General features: G+C 47.1%; 19 protein-coding genes and 1 pseudogene. 6 read left to right on the forward strand and 14 right to left on the reverse strand.

The genetic code is table 11. The features are described 5' to 3' along the window. Window positions 1-36: 36 nt before the first annotated feature. The 3 genes from PSI17_RS08500 to ppiA all read right to left on the reverse strand — a co-directional run bounded on the left by PSI17_RS08500 (window position 37) and on the right by ppiA (window position 2869). Entirely contained in the window at window positions 37-1260 is a 1224-nt protein-coding gene (locus tag PSI17_RS08500; RefSeq protein ID WP_273551588.1) for an aspartate aminotransferase family protein, read from the reverse strand. A 179-nt stretch (window positions 1261-1439) separates the two neighbouring features. Continuing rightward, window positions 1440-2015, reverse strand: a complete 576-nt coding sequence (locus PSI17_RS08505; protein WP_045973031.1) for an aminodeoxychorismate synthase component II — start codon at window positions 2013-2015, stop codon at window positions 1440-1442. A gap of 287 nt (window positions 2016-2302) precedes the next feature. Beyond that, window positions 2303-2869 carry a peptidylprolyl isomerase A gene (gene ppiA / locus PSI17_RS08510; protein WP_045973033.1) on the reverse strand — a complete coding sequence of 189 codons (567 nt, stop codon included), beginning with the start codon at window positions 2867-2869 and terminating at the stop codon, window positions 2303-2305. Between the two features lie 201 nt (window positions 2870-3070). Here ppiA and PSI17_RS17425 point away from each other — a divergent pair, with 201 nt between their 5' ends. Beyond that, a complete protein-coding gene (locus tag PSI17_RS17425) occupies window positions 3071-3139 on the forward strand; it encodes a DarT ssDNA thymidine ADP-ribosyltransferase family protein (RefSeq protein WP_443256017.1) in 69 nt (22 codons plus the stop codon). A 95-nt stretch (window positions 3140-3234) separates the two neighbouring features. After that, complete coding sequence (yihA, locus tag PSI17_RS08515; protein ID WP_273551574.1) at window positions 3235-3858, forward strand: ribosome biogenesis GTP-binding protein YihA/YsxC; 624 nt, start codon at window positions 3235-3237, stop codon at window positions 3856-3858. Between the two features lie 80 nt (window positions 3859-3938). On the opposite strand, the gene PSI17_RS17430 is transcribed toward yihA, so the two are convergent. From PSI17_RS17430 to PSI17_RS08535, 5 genes are all read right to left on the reverse strand, one after another. Further along, window positions 3939-3986, reverse strand: coding sequence for a hypothetical protein (locus tag PSI17_RS17430; RefSeq protein WP_438361642.1), 48 nt, complete (start codon window positions 3984-3986; stop codon window positions 3939-3941). Between the two features lie 350 nt (window positions 3987-4336). Beyond that, window positions 4337-7141, reverse strand: a complete 2805-nt coding sequence (gene polA, locus PSI17_RS08520) for a DNA polymerase I (RefSeq protein WP_273551575.1) — start codon at window positions 7139-7141, stop codon at window positions 4337-4339. A 406-nt stretch (window positions 7142-7547) separates the two neighbouring features. Continuing rightward, window positions 7548-8171 carry a thiol:disulfide interchange protein DsbA gene (dsbA, locus tag PSI17_RS08525; protein ID WP_273551576.1) on the reverse strand — a complete coding sequence of 208 codons (624 nt, stop codon included), beginning with the start codon at window positions 8169-8171 and terminating at the stop codon, window positions 7548-7550. A gap of 17 nt (window positions 8172-8188) precedes the next feature. Beyond that, window positions 8189-9178 carry a serine/threonine protein kinase gene (locus PSI17_RS08530; protein WP_273551577.1) on the reverse strand — a complete coding sequence of 330 codons (990 nt, stop codon included), beginning with the start codon at window positions 9176-9178 and terminating at the stop codon, window positions 8189-8191. 18 nt (window positions 9179-9196) lie between these two features. Next, window positions 9197-9466 carry a YihD family protein gene (locus tag PSI17_RS08535; RefSeq protein WP_273551578.1) on the reverse strand — a complete coding sequence of 90 codons (270 nt, stop codon included), beginning with the start codon at window positions 9464-9466 and terminating at the stop codon, window positions 9197-9199. Between the two features lie 158 nt (window positions 9467-9624). On the opposite strand from PSI17_RS08535, the gene mobA reads away from it, so the two are divergent. Continuing rightward, entirely contained in the window at window positions 9625-10242 is a 618-nt protein-coding gene (gene mobA / locus PSI17_RS08540) for a molybdenum cofactor guanylyltransferase MobA (protein ID WP_273551579.1), read from the forward strand. After that, window positions 10239-10763, forward strand: a complete 525-nt coding sequence (gene mobB / locus PSI17_RS08545) for a molybdopterin-guanine dinucleotide biosynthesis protein MobB (protein WP_273551580.1) — start codon at window positions 10239-10241, stop codon at window positions 10761-10763. Before mobA ends, mobB begins: the two co-directional genes overlap by 4 nt. Before the next feature lie 59 nt (window positions 10764-10822). Here the strand turns inward: mobB and lsrG are convergent, their stop codons facing one another. The 6 genes and pseudogenes from lsrG to lsrA all read right to left on the reverse strand — a co-directional run bounded on the left by lsrG (window position 10823) and on the right by lsrA (window position 16739). Next, window positions 10823-11122: a (4S)-4-hydroxy-5-phosphonooxypentane-2,3-dione isomerase gene (gene lsrG, locus PSI17_RS08550; RefSeq protein ID WP_273551581.1), complete on the reverse strand. Its 300-nt coding sequence runs from the start codon at window positions 11120-11122 to the stop codon at window positions 10823-10825. Window position 11123: 1 nt separating this feature from the next. Beyond that, window positions 11124-12008, reverse strand: coding sequence for a 3-hydroxy-5-phosphonooxypentane-2,4-dione thiolase (gene lsrF / locus PSI17_RS08555; RefSeq protein WP_273551582.1), 885 nt, complete (start codon window positions 12006-12008; stop codon window positions 11124-11126). A gap of 67 nt (window positions 12009-12075) precedes the next feature. Next, entirely contained in the window at window positions 12076-13095 is a 1020-nt protein-coding gene (lsrB, locus tag PSI17_RS08560; protein WP_273551583.1) for an autoinducer 2 ABC transporter substrate-binding protein LsrB, read from the reverse strand. A 139-nt stretch (window positions 13096-13234) separates the two neighbouring features. Next, on the reverse strand, window positions 13235-14272 hold the full coding sequence (lsrD, locus tag PSI17_RS08565) for an autoinducer 2 ABC transporter permease LsrD (RefSeq protein ID WP_273551589.1): 1038 nt from the start codon (window positions 14270-14272) through the stop codon (window positions 13235-13237). A 15-nt stretch (window positions 14273-14287) separates the two neighbouring features. Continuing rightward, window positions 14288-15229 (reverse strand): annotated as a pseudogene (lsrC, locus tag PSI17_RS08570) (autoinducer 2 ABC transporter permease LsrC); the annotation flags it as partial. After that, window positions 15168-16739, reverse strand: coding sequence for an autoinducer 2 ABC transporter ATP-binding protein LsrA (gene lsrA / locus PSI17_RS08575; RefSeq protein WP_273551584.1), 1572 nt, complete (start codon window positions 16737-16739; stop codon window positions 15168-15170). The gene lsrA and the pseudogene lsrC, both read right to left, overlap by 62 nt. Before the next feature lie 238 nt (window positions 16740-16977). On the opposite strand from lsrA, the gene lsrR reads away from it, so the two are divergent. Next, complete coding sequence (lsrR, locus tag PSI17_RS08580) at window positions 16978-17988, forward strand: transcriptional regulator LsrR (RefSeq protein WP_273551585.1); 1011 nt, start codon at window positions 16978-16980, stop codon at window positions 17986-17988. Between the two features lie 73 nt (window positions 17989-18061). Further along, on the forward strand, window positions 18062-19654 hold the full coding sequence (lsrK, locus tag PSI17_RS08585) for an autoinducer-2 kinase (RefSeq protein ID WP_273551586.1): 1593 nt from the start codon (window positions 18062-18064) through the stop codon (window positions 19652-19654). Window positions 19655-20321 lie beyond the last annotated feature (667 nt).

Consider the following 20321-nt stretch of genomic DNA (forward strand, 5'->3'; position numbering starts at 1 on the left):
TGCAACCTGTTGCTTCGCACTGGCTTTTTTATGGCTTCACCTGCTTTGGGCTAACCATCGGGATATCGCCATCTCCAACCGCATCATGCCCTCGCTGATATCATCCTCAGGAATGATCAATGAAGGGGTAAAGCGCAAAATGCTGTCTCCCGCACTCAATAACACCAATCCCAGTTCCGCCGCTTGCTGCAAGATTTCTCTGGCTTTACCCTGATATTCTGCTTGCAATACCGCCCCAATCAGCAACCCCTTGCCACGAAATTCACGGAAAATGCCATACTTTTGGTTCATCTTTTTCAGGGCATGTAGGATCAGATCGTGACGTTTTTCCACGCCTGTCAGCACTTCTGGCGTGTTGATAATATCCAGTGCGACACAGCCGACAGCACAAGCCAACGGATTTCCGCCATACGTCGTGCCATGCGCACCGGTTTCCATGGCTGCCGCAATGGTATCTGTTGTTAACATCGCACTGATCGGGAAACCGCCGCCCAGCGCTTTTGCGGTCGTCAAAATATCCGGCTGGACGCCATAATGCTGGTAAGCATACAATTTGCCTGTGCGCCCCATCCCGCTCTGAACTTCATCAAAAACCAACAGAGCCTGATGCTGATCGCACAATTCACGCACGCCATGCAGAAACGCCATCGTCGCAGGGGTGACGCCCCCTTCCCCTTGGATCGGCTCCAAGACAACGGCGCAGGTGTGCTCATCAATCACCGCTCTGACGGCATCCAAATCATTAAAAGGCACATGGACAATATCCGCCGGTTTGGGGCCAAAACCTTCGGCATATTTCGCCTGTCCCCCGACCGAAACAGTGAAAAAGGTGCGTCCATGAAAAGCCTGATGAAAAGCAATAATTTTGGTTTTATTGGGATGATAGCGAGTAATCGCATAACGACGTGCTAATTTAAAGGCGGCTTCATTGGCTTCCGCGCCTGAATTGGCGAAAAAAACCTTTTGCGCAAAAGTCGCATCAATCAATTTTTGCGCCAGGGTTAAGGCAGGTTCATTGGTAAAAATATTGCTGAGATGCCACAATTTTTCACCTTGCTGTTTCAGGGCATTCACCAACGCCGGATGGCAGTGCCCCAAAGCCAATACCGCGATACCGCCGGCAAAATCAATGTATTCTTTACCCTGTTGATCCCAGACCCGACTCCCTTGCCCTCTGACAGGAATAAAACTCGCCGGCGCATAAACAGGCAACATTACCTGCTCATGAATACTGCGGTTTGTTGCTTTGTTTTCTCCCATTTCCCTCACCTTATTTTTATCTATTTGTTGTACTTCAAGGGGCATTGATTATCTCTCCACTTAAAGTCCATAGGGTATATTCACCATTTAAAAATGAAATAATACCCATAAAATATGAATAAAAAATCACATAAGGGCAAATAAAAAATAACGAATGAGGGAATGTGATGGTATCTGGATTAATATTTGAGGAAATTATTCAATAATTCATGTCCCTGCTCACTAAGAATACTTTCTGGATGAAATTGCACACCTTCCAGTGGCAAAGTACGGTGACGTATTCCCATGATTTCATCGACATCACCATTGCGCTGACTCCATGCTGTCACTTCAAATGAAGCAGGAAGCGTTTCTGCGGCAATAACCAGAGAGTGGTAACGTGTGACAGTTAATGGATGAACCAATCCTTTGAATACCCCTTGCTGGCTGTGGTGGATCAAACTGGTTTTTCCATGCATCACTTCACGGGCTTTAACAATGCTGGCACCAAAAGCCTGACCTATCGCCTGATGTCCGAGACACACACCGAGGATAGGCAATTTCCCGGCAAAATGTGAAATGGCTTCCAGCGAGATCCCGGCTTCATTTGGCGTGCAAGGGCCGGGAGAAATGACTAAATGCGTCGGCGCCAACGCTTCGATATCTTCAAGCTGTAGCTCATCATTACGCTTAACTAAAACCTCTGTCCCTAACTCGCAAAAATATTGATATAAATTGAATGTAAAAGAATCGTAGTTATCTATTATGAGTAACATAGGAGCATATCCTACTGATTATTATAGTTTTATAAGTTCCTACTCCACAGGAGTATTATGCATTCTGTATGACAGTAAAATCAGGTAAAGCAGTATCAACAGCAACGGGGGACTCATCATACCACAGAAGCATGTTTAAAATAGGGGTACAGGGACTGCACCCGCCATGATGCCCTGCGGTGACAACGTAGAAATAGCAGAAAGAGGGATGATTCAGGGGGGAACAAACGGTACTCAAACAACCGTGAATGATTATCCAAATACCGTATGATGCCGGGTTCGGGCGGTTAAGGCTCAACCTTGGCAGACAAGATCACAATGGGTTTCACCGGCACATTTTGATAAGGACCCACATTTTCTGTTTTGACTTGAGAAATTTTATCAACCACGTCCATACCTTTTACGACCTTGCCAAAGACGGCATAACCGAAGTCACGCTGCCCGTGGTCAAGAAAAGCATTATCGGTCACGTTAATAAAGAACTGGCTGGTTGCGCTGTCCTTATCTGCGGTACGCGCCATCGCAATCGTGCCACGCAGATTACGCAAACCGTTGTCTGCCTCATTCTTGATGGGATCTTTGGTGGCTTTCTGCTTCATCTCTTTTGTGAAGCCACCGCCCTGAATCATAAAACCGGGGATCACGCGATGAAAGATAGTGTTGTTATAAAATCCCTCATTGACATACTCAACGAAATTCTTGGTAGAAATTGGTGCCTTATTACTCTCTAACTCAAGCTCGATTTCTCCGGCTGATGTGACCAGCTTCACGTGAGTCTCAGCGGCCAACGCCGGGACAGCTATCGCACTGATAGCACAAGCAGTCATAAGCGACACAAAAATACGTTTAAACATTGATGGTTCCTTTATTTTTGAGGTCAACAATAAAACTCATAACAACAAAACTCATTAAGTGTAATTCCCAATAGCATGAAGTTCCAAAGATTTACCTACATTTACGAGTATTTTAGATGAGTGGAGGGAAAATCTATCCATACGACTTTTATATTCGCATATTTAGGCAAAGGTTATTTCGAGAATAACCTTCATATTGGTATGCTTTCGAACGATTACATTCCATTTTATTTCACGCCATTTTCTCCCATGTTAAAAAAATATACATAGCGGTTGGGATGGAATAAAAGTTCACCTGTCCACAAGCGGTTGCTCTCGGTATAATCACCGAGCTATTTTGTGTATTCCCCAGGGAGATAACCATTTTGACCATCAAGAACTACAACTATCATATGACCCACTTTGTCACGAGTGCACCGGACATTCGCCACCTACCTCAAGATGTGGGCATTGAGGTCGCGTTTGCCGGTAGGTCAAATGCGGGTAAATCCAGCGCCCTGAATGCACTGACCCGCCAGAAGAGCCTTGCGCGTACCAGTAAAACCCCCGGCCGTACCCAGTTGATTAACCTGTTCGAAGTAGAAGAAGGTATTCGTCTGGTCGATTTGCCGGGCTATGGCTACGCTGAAGTACCCGAAGAGATGAAACGTAAGTGGCAGAAAGCCTTGGGAGAATATCTCCAGAAGCGCGAATGCCTGTTGGGGCTGGTGGTTTTGATGGATATCCGTCATCCGCTGAAAGATCTGGATATGCAAATGATCGAATGGGCTGTTGTGATGCAGGTTCCTGTCATGGTATTGCTCACTAAGGCCGATAAACTGGCATCCGGTGCCCGTAAGAGCCAACTGGCGAAAGTTCGTCAGGAACTGGCCTCGCTGGAGGGTGATGTTCAGGTCGAATACTTTTCCGCCCTGAAAAAAATCGGCACCGATAAACTAGAGCAACAACTCAACCTTTGGTTCAACCAACCGGCCATTGAGGCGGAGTAATGTTCGCCCCTGCCCTTCCCCCCATAAACCGGACATAAAAAAACGCCCCAGTCAAAAGAGATGACTGGGGCAGCTAATATTCAGCTAAATCCGATTACGTGAAGTAAAAGGTCTGAAAGATAGAACATCTTACCTCTGTACCCTACGCCGATAACTTTAACCTATTCCTTTCAGCAAAAAAAGTCTTTTTTGTAATTAATTTTCACCAATTACCTCGATTCAGCCGTTAAAATTTAAGCAATAATGGTTATTATAGCGTCATTAATGTAGTTTAATTACATATTTATGAGATCTAGATCTAATATAAAACCTAACCTAAATTCCTTGTCATAAGCCTGTTCATGGCATAACCGCCATGATTTTAGTTCATTAAACAAGCAGTAATTTCATAAAAATCATTCAATAAAAAAAGAACCCCATTTCTGCGGCTCTTCTTTCCTTTTTTTGGCGTCTTTTTGATAAAAATCAAAAAAGTCTATCAGTGTGCCTGATCCCAATTATCACCAAGCCCAATATCCACTTTTAACGGCACATCAAGCTGCATACTCCGTTCCATCAGCTCCCTAATTTTCTGCCCTGCGGTTTCCAGCGCTGATTCATGCACTTCAAATACCAATTCATCATGAACCTGCATGATCATGCGCACATCGGGCTGCTCACTGACAATCCAGTCATCTACCGCAATCATTGCCAATTTGATGATATCCGCTGCCGTACCCTGCATTGGTGCGTTGATGGCTTCACGCTCTGACGCCTTGCGACGCATGGCGTTACGCGATTTGATATCCGGCAGATACAACCGACGGCCCTCTAACGTTTCGACAAATCCATGATCCGCCGCCTGCTGGCGTGTACGTTCCATATAAGCCAGCACCCCCGGATAACGTTCAAAATAGAGATCCATATAGCGTTGTGCTTCGCCACGCGGAATGCTTAGCTGGCGGGACAGACCAAACGCACTCATGCCATAAATCAGGCCAAAGTTAATCGCCTTGGCACTGCGACGCTGCTCGCTGGTCACTTGTTCCAATGGCACGCCAAACACTTCCGCAGCCGTCGCGCGGTGGATATCCTTGCCTTGGGCAAATGCCTCCAACAAGCCTGTGTCCTGCGACAAGTGCGCCATGATGCGCAATTCAATCTGTGAATAGTCTGCCGCCATAATGCGGTAGCCTTCCGGCGCCACAAAAGCCTGACGGATACGTCGCCCTTCGCTATTGCGAACCGGAATATTTTGCAGATTCGGATCACGGGAAGAGAGACGCCCCGTTGCCGTTACCGCCTGATGATAAGAGGTATGAACGCGATTTGTCAGCGGATGTACCATCTGAGGCAACTTATCAGTGTAGGTGGATTTCAGTTTTGCCAGACCACGATGTTCCAAAATCACTCTGGCTAATTCATGATTCTCCGCCAACGCCTCCAGCACTTCTTCATTCGTTGATGGAGCGCCATTCGGTGTCTTTTTCAATACCGGCAAGCCCATTTTTTCAAATAGAATCACTTGTAGCTGTTTTGGTGACGCCAGATTGAATTCTTCCCCTGCCAGTTCATAAGCGGATTTTTCCAGCTCACCCAAGCGCGCAGTGATTTCCTTTGAATGTTCTGCCAGCGTTTGCGCATTGATCAATACACCGATTCTCTCCATGCGGGACAATACCGGCACCAGCGGCATTTCGATCTTCTGGAAAACTTTTTTCAGGGTTGGGGCGCTCTCTAACTGGGGATACATGGCCTGATGCAGCCTAAGAGTCACATCCGCATCTTCCGCCGCATATTTTGCGGCTTCTTCCAATGGAATTTGATTGAAAGTTAGCTGTTTTTTGCCTTTGCCCGCAATCTCTTCAAATGTGGTGGTCTTATAGCCCAAATGACGATCAGCAAGACTATCCATATCATGCCGCCCTTCCACACTGTTCAATACATACGATTCCAGCATGGTATCAAAAACAATGCCATTCAGGGCAACGTCATAACGCGCCAGCACACCACGATCAAATTTCAGGTTTTGGCCAATCTTAGGCAGGTCAGCATCTTCCAGCAGCGGCTTTAAGGCGGCAAGAACCTCGTGTAAATCCAATTGCTGTGGCGCATCCAGATAATCATGTCCCAATGGCAGATAGGCGGCTTCAACATCTGATCCCCCCACCGCAATGGCAAAAGACATCCCCACCAGATTGGCTGTCAGGGTATCAAGACTGTCAGTTTCAGTATCAAAAGAGAATGCCGGTGCCTGTTTGAGTTTTTCAATCCACTCATCCAAAGATTGGCGCTCAAGAATAGTTTGATAACTTTCCGGTGAAATTTCCGGTGAAATTTTAGCTGCGGTTGGCGTAGCAGATATGGATTCTGCCTTGGTACTGGCTGCGGCTGGTTTCTGTCCATTACCTTCCAGCCAAGTGCCATTCTGTACGTCATTGATCCAACGTTTGAATTCATAATGGCTGAACAGTGCCAGTAACTCATCCGCATCCGGCGGCATCACCGAAAGATCCAGACAAGTTTTATCCAGCTCAACATCGGTTTTAATGGTTGCCAATTGGTAGGAAAGGTAGGCCACCTCTTTATGCTGCTCCATTTTACCGCCCAATGTTTTGGCACCACGGAAACTGAGTGAGGCAATGTCACCCAGTCGGGCATAAATGTCATCTAATCCGCCAATCCCCTGCAATAGCCCCAGCGCGGTCTTCTCACCCACGCCCGGCACGCCCGGAATATTATCGGAAGAATCCCCCATCAGGGCGAGAAAATCGATAATCAGTTCAGGAGGAATACCATATTTTTCTTTCACCCCTTCCGGCCCTAAGAGGGTGTTGGTCATGGTATTAATCAGGGTGATATTTGGCGTCACCAATTGCGCCATATCCTTATCACCCGTGCTGATCAGCACCGAACGGCCTTCTTTTTCAGCCTGCAAAGCCAAAGTGCCGATAACATCGTCAGCTTCAACGCCTGATACCACCAGAATTGGCAATCCCATTGCCTTGACCATCTTGTGCAGCGGTTCAATTTGCAAACGCAAATCATCCGGCATCGGTGGCCGGTGAGATTTATATTCAGCAAAAAGTTCATCACGAAACGTTTTACCCTTGGCATCAAACACAACCGCCACATGACTGGATTTATACTGCATGATCAAACTTCGCAGCATGTTCAGCACGCCGTACATGGCGCCCGTCGGCTCTCCTGAACTGTTTGTCAGTGGCGGAAACGCATGATATGCACGATAAAGGTATGAAGAACCATCAACCAAAATCAGGGGATTGTCTGCTATCTGTGCCATAAAATTTTCTTCGTCGTTCTGAGGGATGAATGGGAATGAATAAAGAATAGAATGCCATACTGTGTCGTTCTAGACGAATTTTGCGGGAATTTTCTCGTATCAACTCGCATATTGTGACAAATATTCTGATGGGTATATTGTGGATAACTTTGTGCACAAAAAAATGGCACATAAACCAGATTTATGTTTATCACCACCAAAAGTGAATAACAGGGGGTAAAAATCAATGAATTACGTGAAATATTCATTGAATATTACAACCGTTTTAAAATCACTGACTTGTGGATATTACCAGAGTTTATGTTATGAAAGGTGCTTTTTGGCAAGTATTGTGCCAACTCGCTTATGGCTGGCACAACACCTCTATTATTTTATATTAATACTCGCGTTTTTGTTTTCTTGCGACTTATTTTTTGTTCACCAGATAGTTCACTGCCTCAGAGAATTTCTTGGCATAATCCAACTCGGAACGAGAATCAACACCCCCGTTGTTAATCAAATACTTGCCATTAACAAAAACCGCCGGAACACCGCGCAAGTTGAAATCCTGCGCGGCTTGACGCTCTTTGGCGGCAACAGATTGCACAATAAAGCTGTTCAGGGCTGCGTCATATTCTTCACCAGAAACACCCGCTTTGATGAAAGCATTCCGGATATCGTCCTTGCTCCCGATGGTTTGGCTTTTCTGAATGCCCTCAAACAAAATAGGCGTGACTTTATCTTCAACCTTCATGACAATGGCGACAGCCCAAGCGTCAGTCAATGCCTTACCCAGAGGCCCCAGAAAATCCACATGATAACGTGTATGAGTCACACCTGCCGGCAGGTTTTTCTCAACCGTAGCAGGAACATGGTAAATATTTTCGAACTGATAACAGTGAGGACAATAAAAAGAGAAAAACTCCACCACCTGAGGCTGATTCGCCACCGGCTCCCTTAACTCGGTATACTGTTTGCCTTCAGAAAAACCAGAAGCGGATGCATTAAATGCCATGAACGCTCCCACCAGTGCCAGCCAAAATTTCTTCATAATGGTCTCCAAAAAAATTAATACATCGGGTTGAGTTGTAAAGGGGGTTCCTGTAACAGCCGGACTTGTTCAGAAAAAAGACGCACTTGCTTATGCCAGAAATCACTCTCCGCCATCCACGGGAACGCTTTCGGAAAAGCCGGATCTTGCCAGCGACGGGCAACCCAAGCCAAATAGTAGACCATGCGCATCGCCCGCAGAGGTTCTATTAATGCCAATGTCTTGGGATCAAATGCCATAAACTGCCCATATGACTCAAGCAAAATATCCAACTGGACTAACCGTTCTTGCCGTGAGCCATTGAGCAACATCCACAAATCCTGCACAGCGGGACCATTGCGGGCATCATCAAGATCCACAAACCAGGCTTCATCACGCCACAAAATATTACCCGCATGGCAATCCCCATGCAGCCGCAACACTTGCCAACTATTGTGCCATTGGCTGGCGACTGCCTGATTTAATTCATCCAGCGCAGCCAGAAAACCCGGTTTATGTCTGGCGGGAATAAGCTCACATTCAGCCAGATATTGATACGGCTGATATAAATATTCATTAAGATTAAGCGTAGGACGGGCAGAGAATGTGTTCTTTGCGCCAATTTGATGCATTCTTCCCAGCAATCGCCCAACATCTTCCAGTTGGTCAAAATTGTCTGATTCATACTGACGCCCACCCACACTGGGGAAAATGGCAAAAAAGAAACCGCCGTGGCTGAGTACCGTCTGCCCGTCAAACATCAAGGGTGCCGCTATCGGCAAATCAGCCTGCTGCAATTGCTGGGCAAAATCATGCTCTTCTTGGATCTGCTGTTGGCTCCAGCGCAGAGGACGGTAAAATTTCACGACATAACGTTTGCGGTTTTCGTCCATGAACTGATACACACGATTCTCATAGCTATTCAGTTCGGTCAAACCTGAATCAAGGTACAAGCCAGACTGTACCAAGGCATCCATAATTAAATCTGGCGTAATATTCTGAAAATTAAAAGCCTTCGGTTCCTTCACAACACAGTTCTCTCTTCATCAATCTTTAATAATGCCCCGGGCGCGCAGCAACGCGGTCTTAAAATCTTCTTCATAATCTTTTTTCAATCCGGGGATTTCTGCCTGACTCCCTGTACCACGCATTTTCAGGTGATAAATCAGAATATCATCCGTTAATTCAGATAACGGCCCAGTGAACCCCGCTTCACCAGCCAGCTTCTGCAACAACGCCACCAGATTTAAATCCGGTTCATTCTTCCATACCGGGTGTAAAAGTTCGATAACTTCATTGAGGCGGTGATACTTCATTTCCCGTTCCTTATAAATACTATACAAATTAGCAAGATTAATGGCTCTGAGAAAGCATTGGTCTGTCAATCAGCGTAAAGTTATACTGCCACCTCAAAGCAGCATGGTTAGATATTGATTCACAATGGTTATATATACCCTATATCAGGTGATTTAACATGACGCATCCAAAAATCAGTGGCGCAATTCTGGCAGGGGGATTATCCACCCGCATGGGAGGAAATGACAAAGGGTTGGTGCAATTCAATAATGCGCCGCTATATCAACATATTGCGACAAGATTGCAGCCGCAGGTTCATGAACTGTTGATCAACGCCAATCGCAATCTGGGGATTTATCGGCAGAGTGGTTATCCCATCATACCGGATATCGTTGCTGATTTTTCCGGCCCACTGGCTGGTATGTTGGCGGTTTTAAAGAGCGCCATCCATGAGTGGGTGGTATTTGTCCCTTGTGATGTCCCCGATTTCCCTGAGCACCTTGTCGCAAGGCTGTGGCACTACAAACAAAACGCTTGGGCAGCTTATGCACATGACTGCAAACGCGCACATCCGACTCTGGTATTAATGCACCGCAGCCTCATCCCCCGCCTGGAAAGTTATCTCGCGTTGGGAGACAGAAAATTAATGCTCTTTATGCAGATGATTAAGGCACAGGCGGTCTATTTTCCCAACCCCAGCGCTTTCACCAACTTAAATACCCCTGAAGAATGCCTTAACTGGCAACATCATCATTGGGAACACCTTCATTGGGAACACCTTCAGGAGTCAGCATGAACCACAGCATCAACGAGACAATACTGCCGATTCTGGGTATTGCTGCTGACAGTGGAACCGGAAAAACGACACTATTAAAACAAGTCATTCCACTATTGCGCCAGCAACATATTCGCGTTGGGCTGATTAAGCATACTCATCACAATATGGATGTCGATAAGCCGGGCAAGGACAGCTATGAGCTACGCAAGGCAGGGGCAGCCCAAACGTTAGTCGCCAGCCGGCAACGCTGGGCTTTGATGACTGAAACGCCTGAGTTTCCGGCACTGGATCTTAACTATCTCGCCAGTCGGTTTGATGCAAATTCATTGGATCTGATTTTGGTTGAAGGATTCAAACAAGAATCCATTCCCAAAATCGCACTTTATCGCAACGGCCTGAATCATACTGTTGATGAGATCCTCGATCCCCATGTGATAGCCATTGCCAGTGATATTGCGCTGGCAACACAACTTCCACAACTCGATATCAATCAACCGGAACAAGTGGCAATATTTATCGCTAACTGGTTACACCAATAAAAATTACCCTCTGTTATCATTATTATCCATATAAACAGAGGGTTAAATCAGCCCTTGCTTTATTTCCCTTCCGGCATCAGCCCCATAAACGTGGTCTTTTTCCGTGGCTCAGTCATCAACGCTGCCAGTTTTTCGACACAGCGCAAGTAATGGGGGGTTTTCTTATGTGCCGCAACAGCCTCTTCATCAGTATAGGCTTCATAGATATAGAAGCGAGTTGGGATATTTTCATCACGCAATACATCAAACCGTAAATTGCCCGGCTCTTTAACGGAACCGAGGTGATTATCCCGAAATACGTCGATAAATTCGGCGATCTTGTCGGCTTTAACATTAATTTCCACTAATGTGACGTGCATATTATTCCCCCTGCGCTTTTTCACTCAGGAAAATCTCATAAGCCTGAGCGGGTTTCTCATTGTGATGCACCACGGCCTGCACCGCTTTCAGCATCGCAACCGGGGCTTCCGACTGGAAAATATTACGCCCCATATCCACACCCGATGCTCCCTGATCAATCGCCTGATAGCACATATTCAGCGCATCCAGCTCCGCCAATTTCTTACCCCCCGCAATCACAATCGGCACCGGACAGCCCGCAACAACCCGCTCAAAACCGCTATCGACATAATAGGTTTTGATGATGTTTGCCCCCATCTCCGCCGCAATGCGCGTCGCCAGCGAAAAATAACGTTGGTCGCGGGCCATATCTTTACCGACGCCCGTCACCGCCATCGTTGGCATGCCATAACGCGTCCCCTGATCCACCAGCTTGATGATATTCTTAATGGATTGGTGTTCATGTTCTGTACCGATATAGACCTGTGCTGCAACCGCACTGACGTTGAGGCGCAGGGCATCTTCCATCGCCACCGCAACCGCTTCGTTGGAGAGTTCAGTCAGAATGGAGTTGGCACCAGATGCGCGCAAAACCACTGGCTTATTGGTGGCAGGCGGCACCTGACTGCGCAGGATACCACGGGTACACATCAGTACGTCGGTATGTTCAAACAGCGGGGCGATATTGATGTCGATACGCTCCAGGCCTGTCGTTGGGCCCTGAAAATAACCGTGGTCAAATGCCAGCATCACCGTTTTATGGGTGGTGGGATTGAAAATCCGTGCCAAGCGGGACTGCATACCCCAATCCAGCGCACCACAGCCTTTCAGCTCAAACAACGTATTCTTTTGCGGTGTATTAATGCCAAAATCTTTACCGTCTTTGATATCATCTAAATCTGCCATTTCTCCCTCCAGAAAGGTGTCAGAATCAGGGGCTGCATTCAGCCCCATGAATCAGAAATTGTCTTGATTAGAAATCGTACTGGTTGATATTGTCTTTGGTGAAAATAACCCGCTCCGGCATAACCACAATGCCGTTGCCTTTCGCTTCATAACGATATCCCTGCACACTGTTGGGTGAAATTTCAACGCTGCCAACATCAGGAATACTCAATTTATCGCCCACATTCAGATCGCCTTTTTGCAATATCTCATTGGCAACATGAATGGCTATCTTGCCCTGCTTGACCACATCCCACAGCGCAAACTGTTTGACCGTCCCATTTTCAACATAAGGACGCATGACATTTGGGGTACTGAACCCGACAATCGCCACATCCTGCCGCTTCAGGTTTTCTGCTGCCTGAGCCGCCGCAGGTAAGGCGTTGGCATCTGGCGCGATAATCGCATCCAAATCCTCCCACGCTTTCAAAATACCTTCCGCAGTTTGCAAGGATTTAGTGGCATCATTATAGCCAAACCGGGTGGTGACAATTTCCCAATTTGGATGTTCCCCTGCAATCTTAGCCTTAGCCTCTTTCACCCATTGGTTTTGATCCGTCACTGTCGGGCTGGAATAGAAAAATGCGACTTTCGCGTTTTCTTTTTTCACCTGATTAGCAGCCATATCCACCAGAATCCCACCCAACCGCTTTGGCGTTCCTTGATCGATATAGATGGAGCGGCATTCTGGCGCAGTATCGGAGTCCCACGTCAATACCTTAACACCACGTTTCATCGCACGTTTCAGCGCTGGGCATAGACCATCGGGTGACACGGCTGAAACGACAATCGCATCATAGCCTTGATTCACAAAGCTATTGATAAGCTGAACCTGTCCCGCAACACTCGGCTCTGTCGGGCCATCGTAAGTGACTTCAATCCCCAACGCCTTGCCAGCTTCTACCGCACCTTGACCGCCGCTGGTAAAGAACCCAACGCCCACCAATTTAGGAATAAATGCAATCTTCTCTGCCGCCTGCGCCCAGGAAACACATCCCAGACTTAACGCAGCAACCAAAGCCAGCTTTTTCATTGTTGGTGCTTTCATGCCTATCTCCATTTATTTTTTATACTCGTTGTACTTCAAGATACATTGATTATCTCCCCGCGGTGCGGGGAGATAATCAGCTGCTTTCGTCTTGCGAGCGGCAACTTGAAATTTATAGGGTATATTTCAAGATCGTCTTTTACGTTTCAGAAATATGTCGTTGTGAAACAGAAATCCTTCGACGTTGCCACCAATCACAGATTTGATGACGATGCAGCAAAGCAGACCGCCCTATTACCGCAGCAATCAGCAAAGCACCAGACAACGCACTGGATATCTGGTTAGGAATTCCCACCATCTGCAACCCTTGCTGCAAATAGCCCACCAGCAAAACAGCCAGTGCCGTCCCCATGATTGAACCCGATCCACCATAAATATTGGCACCACCCAAAACCACAGCAGTGATGGCGGGCATCAGGAAAGAACTGCCCAAATCAGAACGCGCCGAACCAAAATAGGAAACCAAAATAATCGCCGCTACGGCCGAAGCCAGCCCTGTCAAGGCATATAACAAGCACAACGTTCGATTGACGGGGATTGCACCGTAACGGGCAACACGGTTGTTCTGCCCGATAAGAAAAACATTGCGGCCACGGTGGGTACGGTGCATAAACAACCAGAATGCCAATGTGAAAAGCATGAAGATAACTAAAGGAACAGGCAGGTTTAATAGCGTCAGATTGGCAAAATCAGTAAATGAATCAGGAAAGCCACCAATGCCTTCATATCCCGTCGCCCCGGATAATCCCGACAGCAGTAAGGCACTACCCCCAAACAGATACATCGTGCCGAGCGTGATCACCAACGGATTCACGCCCGTATAGAAAATCAGGGCCGCGTTAATCACGCCACACAATACCCCGATGAGTAAAGTTAAGGGAATTGCCACCATCATCGGTAAACCTGCCTGATACATGACGCCCAAGGCAATAGCACATAAACCGATAATCGAACCAAAAGAGATATCAATACCACCGCTGACAATCACCATCGTTAACGGCAACGCGATAATGCCAATGCAGATAAAATCGCTGGTACTGAACAACAGCACGTTAATATCCAACATCCTCGGATTGACCATGCCAAACAGAAAAATTTCCGCCACTAACAACACCAAAAGCGCCGTTTCCCAGCCATAACGTTGCTGACGTAAATTCTTTCCAACCGCAGTGCGCAAGCGCCCATCCAGCACTAACACCGCCAGCAGGACAAGGCCGGCAATAAAATCGTTCCACCAAGCCGATAATCTGAGTAATACCAGTACACTATCGATTTGCGTCAGAAAATAGGCTCCGAAAATCGCGCCGATAACAGTTCCCATTCCCCCCAACAGGCTAATGCCACCTAATACACAGGCAGCGATGGCTTTCATCTCCAATCCATTCCCCGTTTGGTTCGGAATAAAGCCAATCTGTGCCACAAACACAATACCTGCCAATGCTGCCATCACACCATTTATGGTGAATGCAGTGATACGAATGCCATTGACGGGAGCACCAAGCTGACGAGCGCCTTGCAGATTATCACCCGTCGCATAAAACCCACGGCCAAATTCAGTTTTCTTTAACATCCACGCCATTGACAGAATCAATAGCATCAACAACCAACCTATCGGTGAAATCCCGAATAACATAGGTCTGGCGAGATCTTTAACCTCAGCGGGCAAACCTTCGATCCATTTACCGCCTGTCAACAACAGCATTAACCCACGGTATAAACCGAGCGTGCCCAACGTGGCAACAATGGCCGGAATTTTCAACCATGCCACCAGCACACCGTTAATCAACCCTGCCACCATGCCGATCAGCAGCGTGATTAAACAGCCAACTGCCAGCGGAACCCCTGCATTAAGCAACATTCCCAACACCACCGCACATAATCCGGTGGTTGAACCGACGGACACATCAATATTACGAGTCAGCATGACCAATGTGGCTCCCATCGCCAATAAAATCAGGATCTGGGCATTACCGAAGATCATCGTGACAGTTTGGACGCTGAAAGCATGGCGATCGAGACTTCCCAGCAAAGCAAATAATCCCAAAATGGCGATCACGGCTGTGGCTTCCCGGTTATTCTGAATGAATTTCAATGTGACGTTCCCCAAAAGAAAGGTGCATAATCTCGTCCACACTCATGTGATCTTTATCAAGTTGCCCACAAAGCTCACCGTGATGCATAACCAGCACACGATCGGCCAACTGAACAATTTCATCAAGATCAGAAGATATCAGGAGAATTGCCACCTGCTGGCGGGCGATGTTCTGAATAAGCTGATAGATATCATTACGTGCGCCAACATCAACACCGCGCGTTGGTTCATCGATGATCAGCACTGTAGGCTTGGCTTCCAGACACTTAGCAATCAGAATCTTCTGCTGATTACCACCAGACAAAGTGCGTGCCGATTGATATACATTGTGGAATCGAATATTGAGCGCTCGGCGATATCGTTCCAATATTCCGACATCGTAGGTGGAGCGCGTCCAGAAAGTGCTCCGGCTGTGCGTCAAAGAACGAACATTCCAACTCAAGAGCGCATCAAGGAACAACCCCGAAGCCTGCCGATCTTCAGGCAGATAAACCAACCCACGCTGTAATCGTTCTGCCGTATCTAATTTATTGATGATTTGCTGCTGAAAACGAATTTCACCACTCGCAATCGGGCGCAATCCATATAACGTTTCCGCCAATTCTGTGCGACCCGCTCCCACAACACCAGATAATCCAACAATTTCTCCCGCCTGTAGCGTCAGGGTGATATCGCGGAATCCTTCCCCGTAGAGGGAAGTCACTTCCAAAACAGGTATTTTTGATGTGTTATCCGATACATTACCGTTGGTTTCCAAGCCCAATTTCTGCTTATCCACCAATGCAGTTAATTTTGCTGTAGGTGTAATCGCCTGAATGATCGCTTCCGTTGTAAAACGCGCAATCTCGCCGCTGAGAGCGATCCCACCATCCCGCATCACACTGACATAAGTCGCAATTTCACGAATTTCAGGCAATTTGTGGGAAATAAAGATAATTCCCACTTGCTGCTGCTGTAATTCCCGTAATCGCGCAAACAAACGTTCAGTTTCTGCGGGTGTCAACGAAGCGGTCGGCTCATCCAGAATCAAAATACGGGAATGGCGCATCAGGCCACGCATAATCTCCACCAACTGCTGATCCGCGACATTCAAGCTGCCCGCAGGTGCCTTCAAGTCAATTTGGCAATCGAGCTGAATCAGTAACTCCCGCATTCGACTGGTACTGGCTTGATGTTTTGGCAGGCGAAACAGGATATTTTCCTGAACAGAAAGGTTGGGAAATAACAAGGGTTCTTGTGGAACCAGATAAATGCCTAGTTGATGGGCTTTCGCAGGTGTCAGATGGCTGACAGCCACACCATCCACAATCAAAGCTCCGGCATCCGGCTGCTCAATACCCGCGATGATTTTCATCAAAGTCGATTTACCGGCACCATTTCCCCCCAATAATGCATGAACCTGCCCTGACATCAACGTGAAATCAATCTGCTTTAACACCATCAAACCAGAAAACTGCTTACTAATCCCACGGGCAACTAAAAGCGGAGTGCCGCCAGTAAGGTTAAGACAAGACGGATTATGGGTATTAATCGCGGTATTGCTCTGTGACATCACGTACCTCATGGCATTTTGGGTTTGCGTTTCTGACACTGATGCGAAAATGAACATTTATTTATTTCAAAAACATTTGTTCAAAACTCTAATGCAAAACTTAAGTTTTTTTCAATAATTAGATCACATTTTGTGAAAAAATTAGCGCTACGTTAAAATATGTTCAAATTTTGCGATAAGCCTCTAGTACATTAGAGATTTTTATGCTTATTCTTTCCTCGTGGATAAAGAAGTTATTATGTCGATCAAATTAAGCAAGAAACAATCAGTAGCAGAGAAAAGCGTATTATCCGAGGAAATTGACTATTCAAGTCACAACTATCCAGGAAACAGCATGAGTGAAGAAGAACTAATGGCCCGTATTGCCTGGTTTTACTATCACGATGGTCTGACGCAAGGGGACATCGGTGAATTGCTCGGCCTCAGTCGCCTCAAAGTCTCCCGTTTGTTAGAGAAAGGGCGGCAGTCTGGTGTGATCCGCGTTCAGATCAATTCACGCTATGAAGGGTGTTTGGCGTTAGAAAATGCCTTGCAAAAACGCTTTGATCTCAAACAGGTTCGCGTATTACCTAGCCTGGATGGCATGAATCTGAATGCCCGCCTTGGTATTGGCGCCGCTCATCTGTTAATGACACTGATTGAACCTCACCAGCTATTAGCGATTGGATTTGGTGAAACGCCCATGTGCACTTTGCAGCATCTAAGCGGCTTTATCTCATCCCAACAAATTCGGTTGGTGACGCTGTCGGGAGGGGTCGGCCCTTATATGACTGGCATTGGTCAACTTGATGCAGCCTGCCCGGTCAGTATCATTCCTGCCCCCTTGCGTGCTTCTCGTCATCAAGTCGCGGCAACATTCCGCGAAGAACGCAGTGTACGGGATGTGATTTTGGCAGCCTGTGCAGCCGATACCGCTATCGTTGGGATTGGTGCTATCGAACAGAAGCAAAACGCAACGATCATGCGCTCCGGTTATATTAGTGATGGTGAACAATTGATGTTGGGTCGCAAAGGGGCTGTTGGCGACATTCTGGGTTACTTCTTCAATACGGAAGGTGAACTGGTTAGTGATATTGCTATTCATCAGGAACTGATCGGTATCTCCCTGCCAGAAATGAAAACCATCCCGAACGTGATTGGTGTAGCAGGTGGCATCGAAAAAGCAGACGCTATCGTTGCCGCACTGAAAGGAGGCTATATCAGTTCACTGGTGACAGAAGAACAGACCGCGAGAGCTATGCTGATTTAATCGACTAATAATTTCTATCCATCCCTGTGCCATATCGAATAAAAAGAAGATAACAACAGACGAGGATAGCATCATGAATCAACGCGCTCATGCTCACCCATCAAGAAAGTATCTGATGGCGCTTGATGCAGGGACCGGCAGTATCCGTGCAGTGATATTTGATCTCGAAGGGAATCAAGTTTCCGTTGGGCAAGCTGAGTGGGTACACCAACCTGTGCCGAATGTTGCGGGTTCCATGGAGTTTGATCTGAAAAACAACTGGCAACTGGCCTGCCAATGTATCCGGCAGGCACTGCAAAAGGCGGAATTACCTGCCAATGCGATTCAGAGCGTTGCCGCCTGTTCAATGCGAGAAGGCATTGTCCTTTATAATCGCGGCGGCGATCCTATCTGGGCATGTGCCAACGTGGATGCTCGCTCCAGCCATGAAGTCAGCGAGCTAAAAGAGCTTTACAACAATACCTTTGAGTATGACGTTTATCGCTACTCCGGCCAAACATTGGCATTAGGTGCAATGCCACGCCTGCTTTGGCTAGCGCATCATCGTCCTGATATTTACCGACAAGCCAGTACCCTGACGATGATCAGCGATTGGCTGGCTTATAGGCTAAGTGGCGAGCTAGCCGTTGATCCCTCTAACGCGGGCACAACTGGCATGCTGGATTTAGTCAGCCGTGATTGGCGTCCAAGCCTGCTGGAAATGGCCGGACTACGTTCCGATATCCTCTCTCCTGTCAAAGAAACGGGAACCTTGCTCGGCTATATTACGGAAAAAGCAGCGGCAGAATGCGGTCTGAGCAGCGGCACGCCGGTAATTATGGGCGGCGGGGACGTTCAACTCGGCTGCCTTGGCATTGGTGTCGTCAAACCCGCCCAAACCGCAGTACTCGGTGGAACATTCTGGCAGCAAGTCGTCAACCTGCCAGAACCAATCACCGATCCAAACATGAACATCCGCATCAACCCGCATGTTATCCCCGGCATGGCACAGGCAGAATCCATCAGCTTCTTTACTGGTCTTACCATGCGCTGGTTCCGTGATGCTTTTTGCGCAGAAGAAAAACTGCTGGCGGAACGGCTGGGCATTGATGCCTATAATCTGTTGGAAGATATGGCAGCGCGGGTTCCTGCTGGTGCGCATGGTGTCATGCCGATTTTTTCCGATGTTATGCGCTTTAAATCGTGGTATCACGCAGCGCCCTCTTTCCTCAACCTGTCGATTGATCCGGAAAAATGCAACAAGGCGACGCTATTTCGGGCGCTGGAAGAAAACGCCGCTATCGTCTCGGCATGTAACCTCGACATGGTTTCAACATTCTCTGGTGTCCAACCCGACTCGCTGGTTTTCGCAGGCGGCGGCTCAAAAGGCAAGCTCTTGAGCCAAATTCTGTCTGACATTACCGGCCTGCCCGTTCGGGTGCCCGTGGTAAAAGAAGCAACAGCACTGGGTTGTGCAATTGCGGCAGGTGTGGGTGTTGGATTATACGACTCACTGCCGGCAACAGGAGAAAAGCTCGTTCGTTGGGAACGGGAATATCAACCGAACTTGAGCCACCGTGAGGTTTACCTGAAAGCGAAAAAAGATTGGCAAGCCGTGTATGCTGATCAACTGCATCTGGTGGATGATGGCCTGACGACCTCATTGTGGAAGGCGCCGGGGTTATAATTTTGATTGGCCTCTTTAGCGATAAGAGGCCAATTTAGCCATGTGTTTATGGGGAATATACTTTGTCTAATTCTAATCTTGTAGTAAATGCCTTGAAAAACATCCTTGAAAACGGTGAGGTTATTTCCACCATTGAAACGTTTTTCTCGAAAGTGTGCACACACATCATCGGGTTAAGGCAAATAAAGAAGATGGTTCTATTATTGAGTTTGAGGTCTTTTCCCAATTTTTGGTTAGTGAAAACAAAATAAGGTGTTGTTATGAACTCACCAGAAAAATAACGGGAAATGAAGACGATGATGACTTAGGGTCAAGAATTTAACAAAAAATATTGGCTACATACATGGTGTATATAGCCAATATAAATTTAGTTTCGGGAATAACGCTAAGAATTAGAAATGTGAAAGAGTATGCTTTCTACATTATCTCATCGTCCTGGCTTACTGCCACACCCAGAGTCTGGAATTTTTCTGCAACGCCTTTTGTAGTGTGGCATTCAAGCTCTTTCCAGATAAATTAGTTTTTGTGACCATTTTTCCTGAAAAGAGTGCGGATTGAAGCTATTTTCCAGAAATTTTACTCCGGTTCTTCGCGAGGCTCAAAGCCCAAGTACTCGGTCTCTTCGCTAATGCGTTTTAAAGAGCAATCGCTTGGCATGTAAACGTAC

Origin of the sequence: Xenorhabdus sp. IM139775 (genome assembly GCF_028598745.1) — a bacterium.
GTDB lineage: Bacteria > Pseudomonadota > Gammaproteobacteria > Enterobacterales > Enterobacteriaceae > Xenorhabdus.

What these genes read in the sequence shown, in the direction of transcription:
- PSI17_RS08505 (WP_045973031.1), bottom strand. Translation starts at nt 2,015, where the DNA reads ATGTTACTCATAATAGATAACTACGATTCTTTTACATTCAATTTATAT.
- lsrR (WP_273551585.1), top strand. Translation starts at nt 16,978, where the DNA reads ATGTCGATCAAATTAAGCAAGAAACAATCAGTAGCAGAGAAAAGCGTA.
- PSI17_RS08535 (WP_273551578.1), bottom strand. Translation starts at nt 9,466, where the DNA reads ATGAAGTATCACCGCCTCAATGAAGTTATCGAACTTTTACACCCGGTA.
- lsrB (WP_273551583.1), bottom strand. Translation starts at nt 13,095, where the DNA reads ATGAAAGCACCAACAATGAAAAAGCTGGCTTTGGTTGCTGCGTTAAGT.
- lsrK (WP_273551586.1), top strand. Translation starts at nt 18,062, where the DNA reads ATGAATCAACGCGCTCATGCTCACCCATCAAGAAAGTATCTGATGGCG.
- PSI17_RS08500 (WP_273551588.1), bottom strand. Translation starts at nt 1,260, where the DNA reads ATGGGAGAAAACAAAGCAACAAACCGCAGTATTCATGAGCAGGTAATG.
- dsbA (WP_273551576.1), bottom strand. Translation starts at nt 8,171, where the DNA reads ATGAAGAAATTTTGGCTGGCACTGGTGGGAGCGTTCATGGCATTTAAT.
- mobB (WP_273551580.1), top strand. Translation starts at nt 10,239, where the DNA reads ATGAACCACAGCATCAACGAGACAATACTGCCGATTCTGGGTATTGCT.
- lsrG (WP_273551581.1), bottom strand. Translation starts at nt 11,122, where the DNA reads ATGCACGTCACATTAGTGGAAATTAATGTTAAAGCCGACAAGATCGCC.
- polA (WP_273551575.1), bottom strand. Translation starts at nt 7,141, where the DNA reads ATGGCACAGATAGCAGACAATCCCCTGATTTTGGTTGATGGTTCTTCA.
- lsrA (WP_273551584.1), bottom strand. Translation starts at nt 16,739, where the DNA reads ATGTCACAGAGCAATACCGCGATTAATACCCATAATCCGTCTTGTCTT.
- ppiA (WP_045973033.1), bottom strand. Translation starts at nt 2,869, where the DNA reads ATGTTTAAACGTATTTTTGTGTCGCTTATGACTGCTTGTGCTATCAGT.
- lsrF (WP_273551582.1), bottom strand. Translation starts at nt 12,008, where the DNA reads ATGGCAGATTTAGATGATATCAAAGACGGTAAAGATTTTGGCATTAAT.
- mobA (WP_273551579.1), top strand. Translation starts at nt 9,625, where the DNA reads ATGACGCATCCAAAAATCAGTGGCGCAATTCTGGCAGGGGGATTATCC.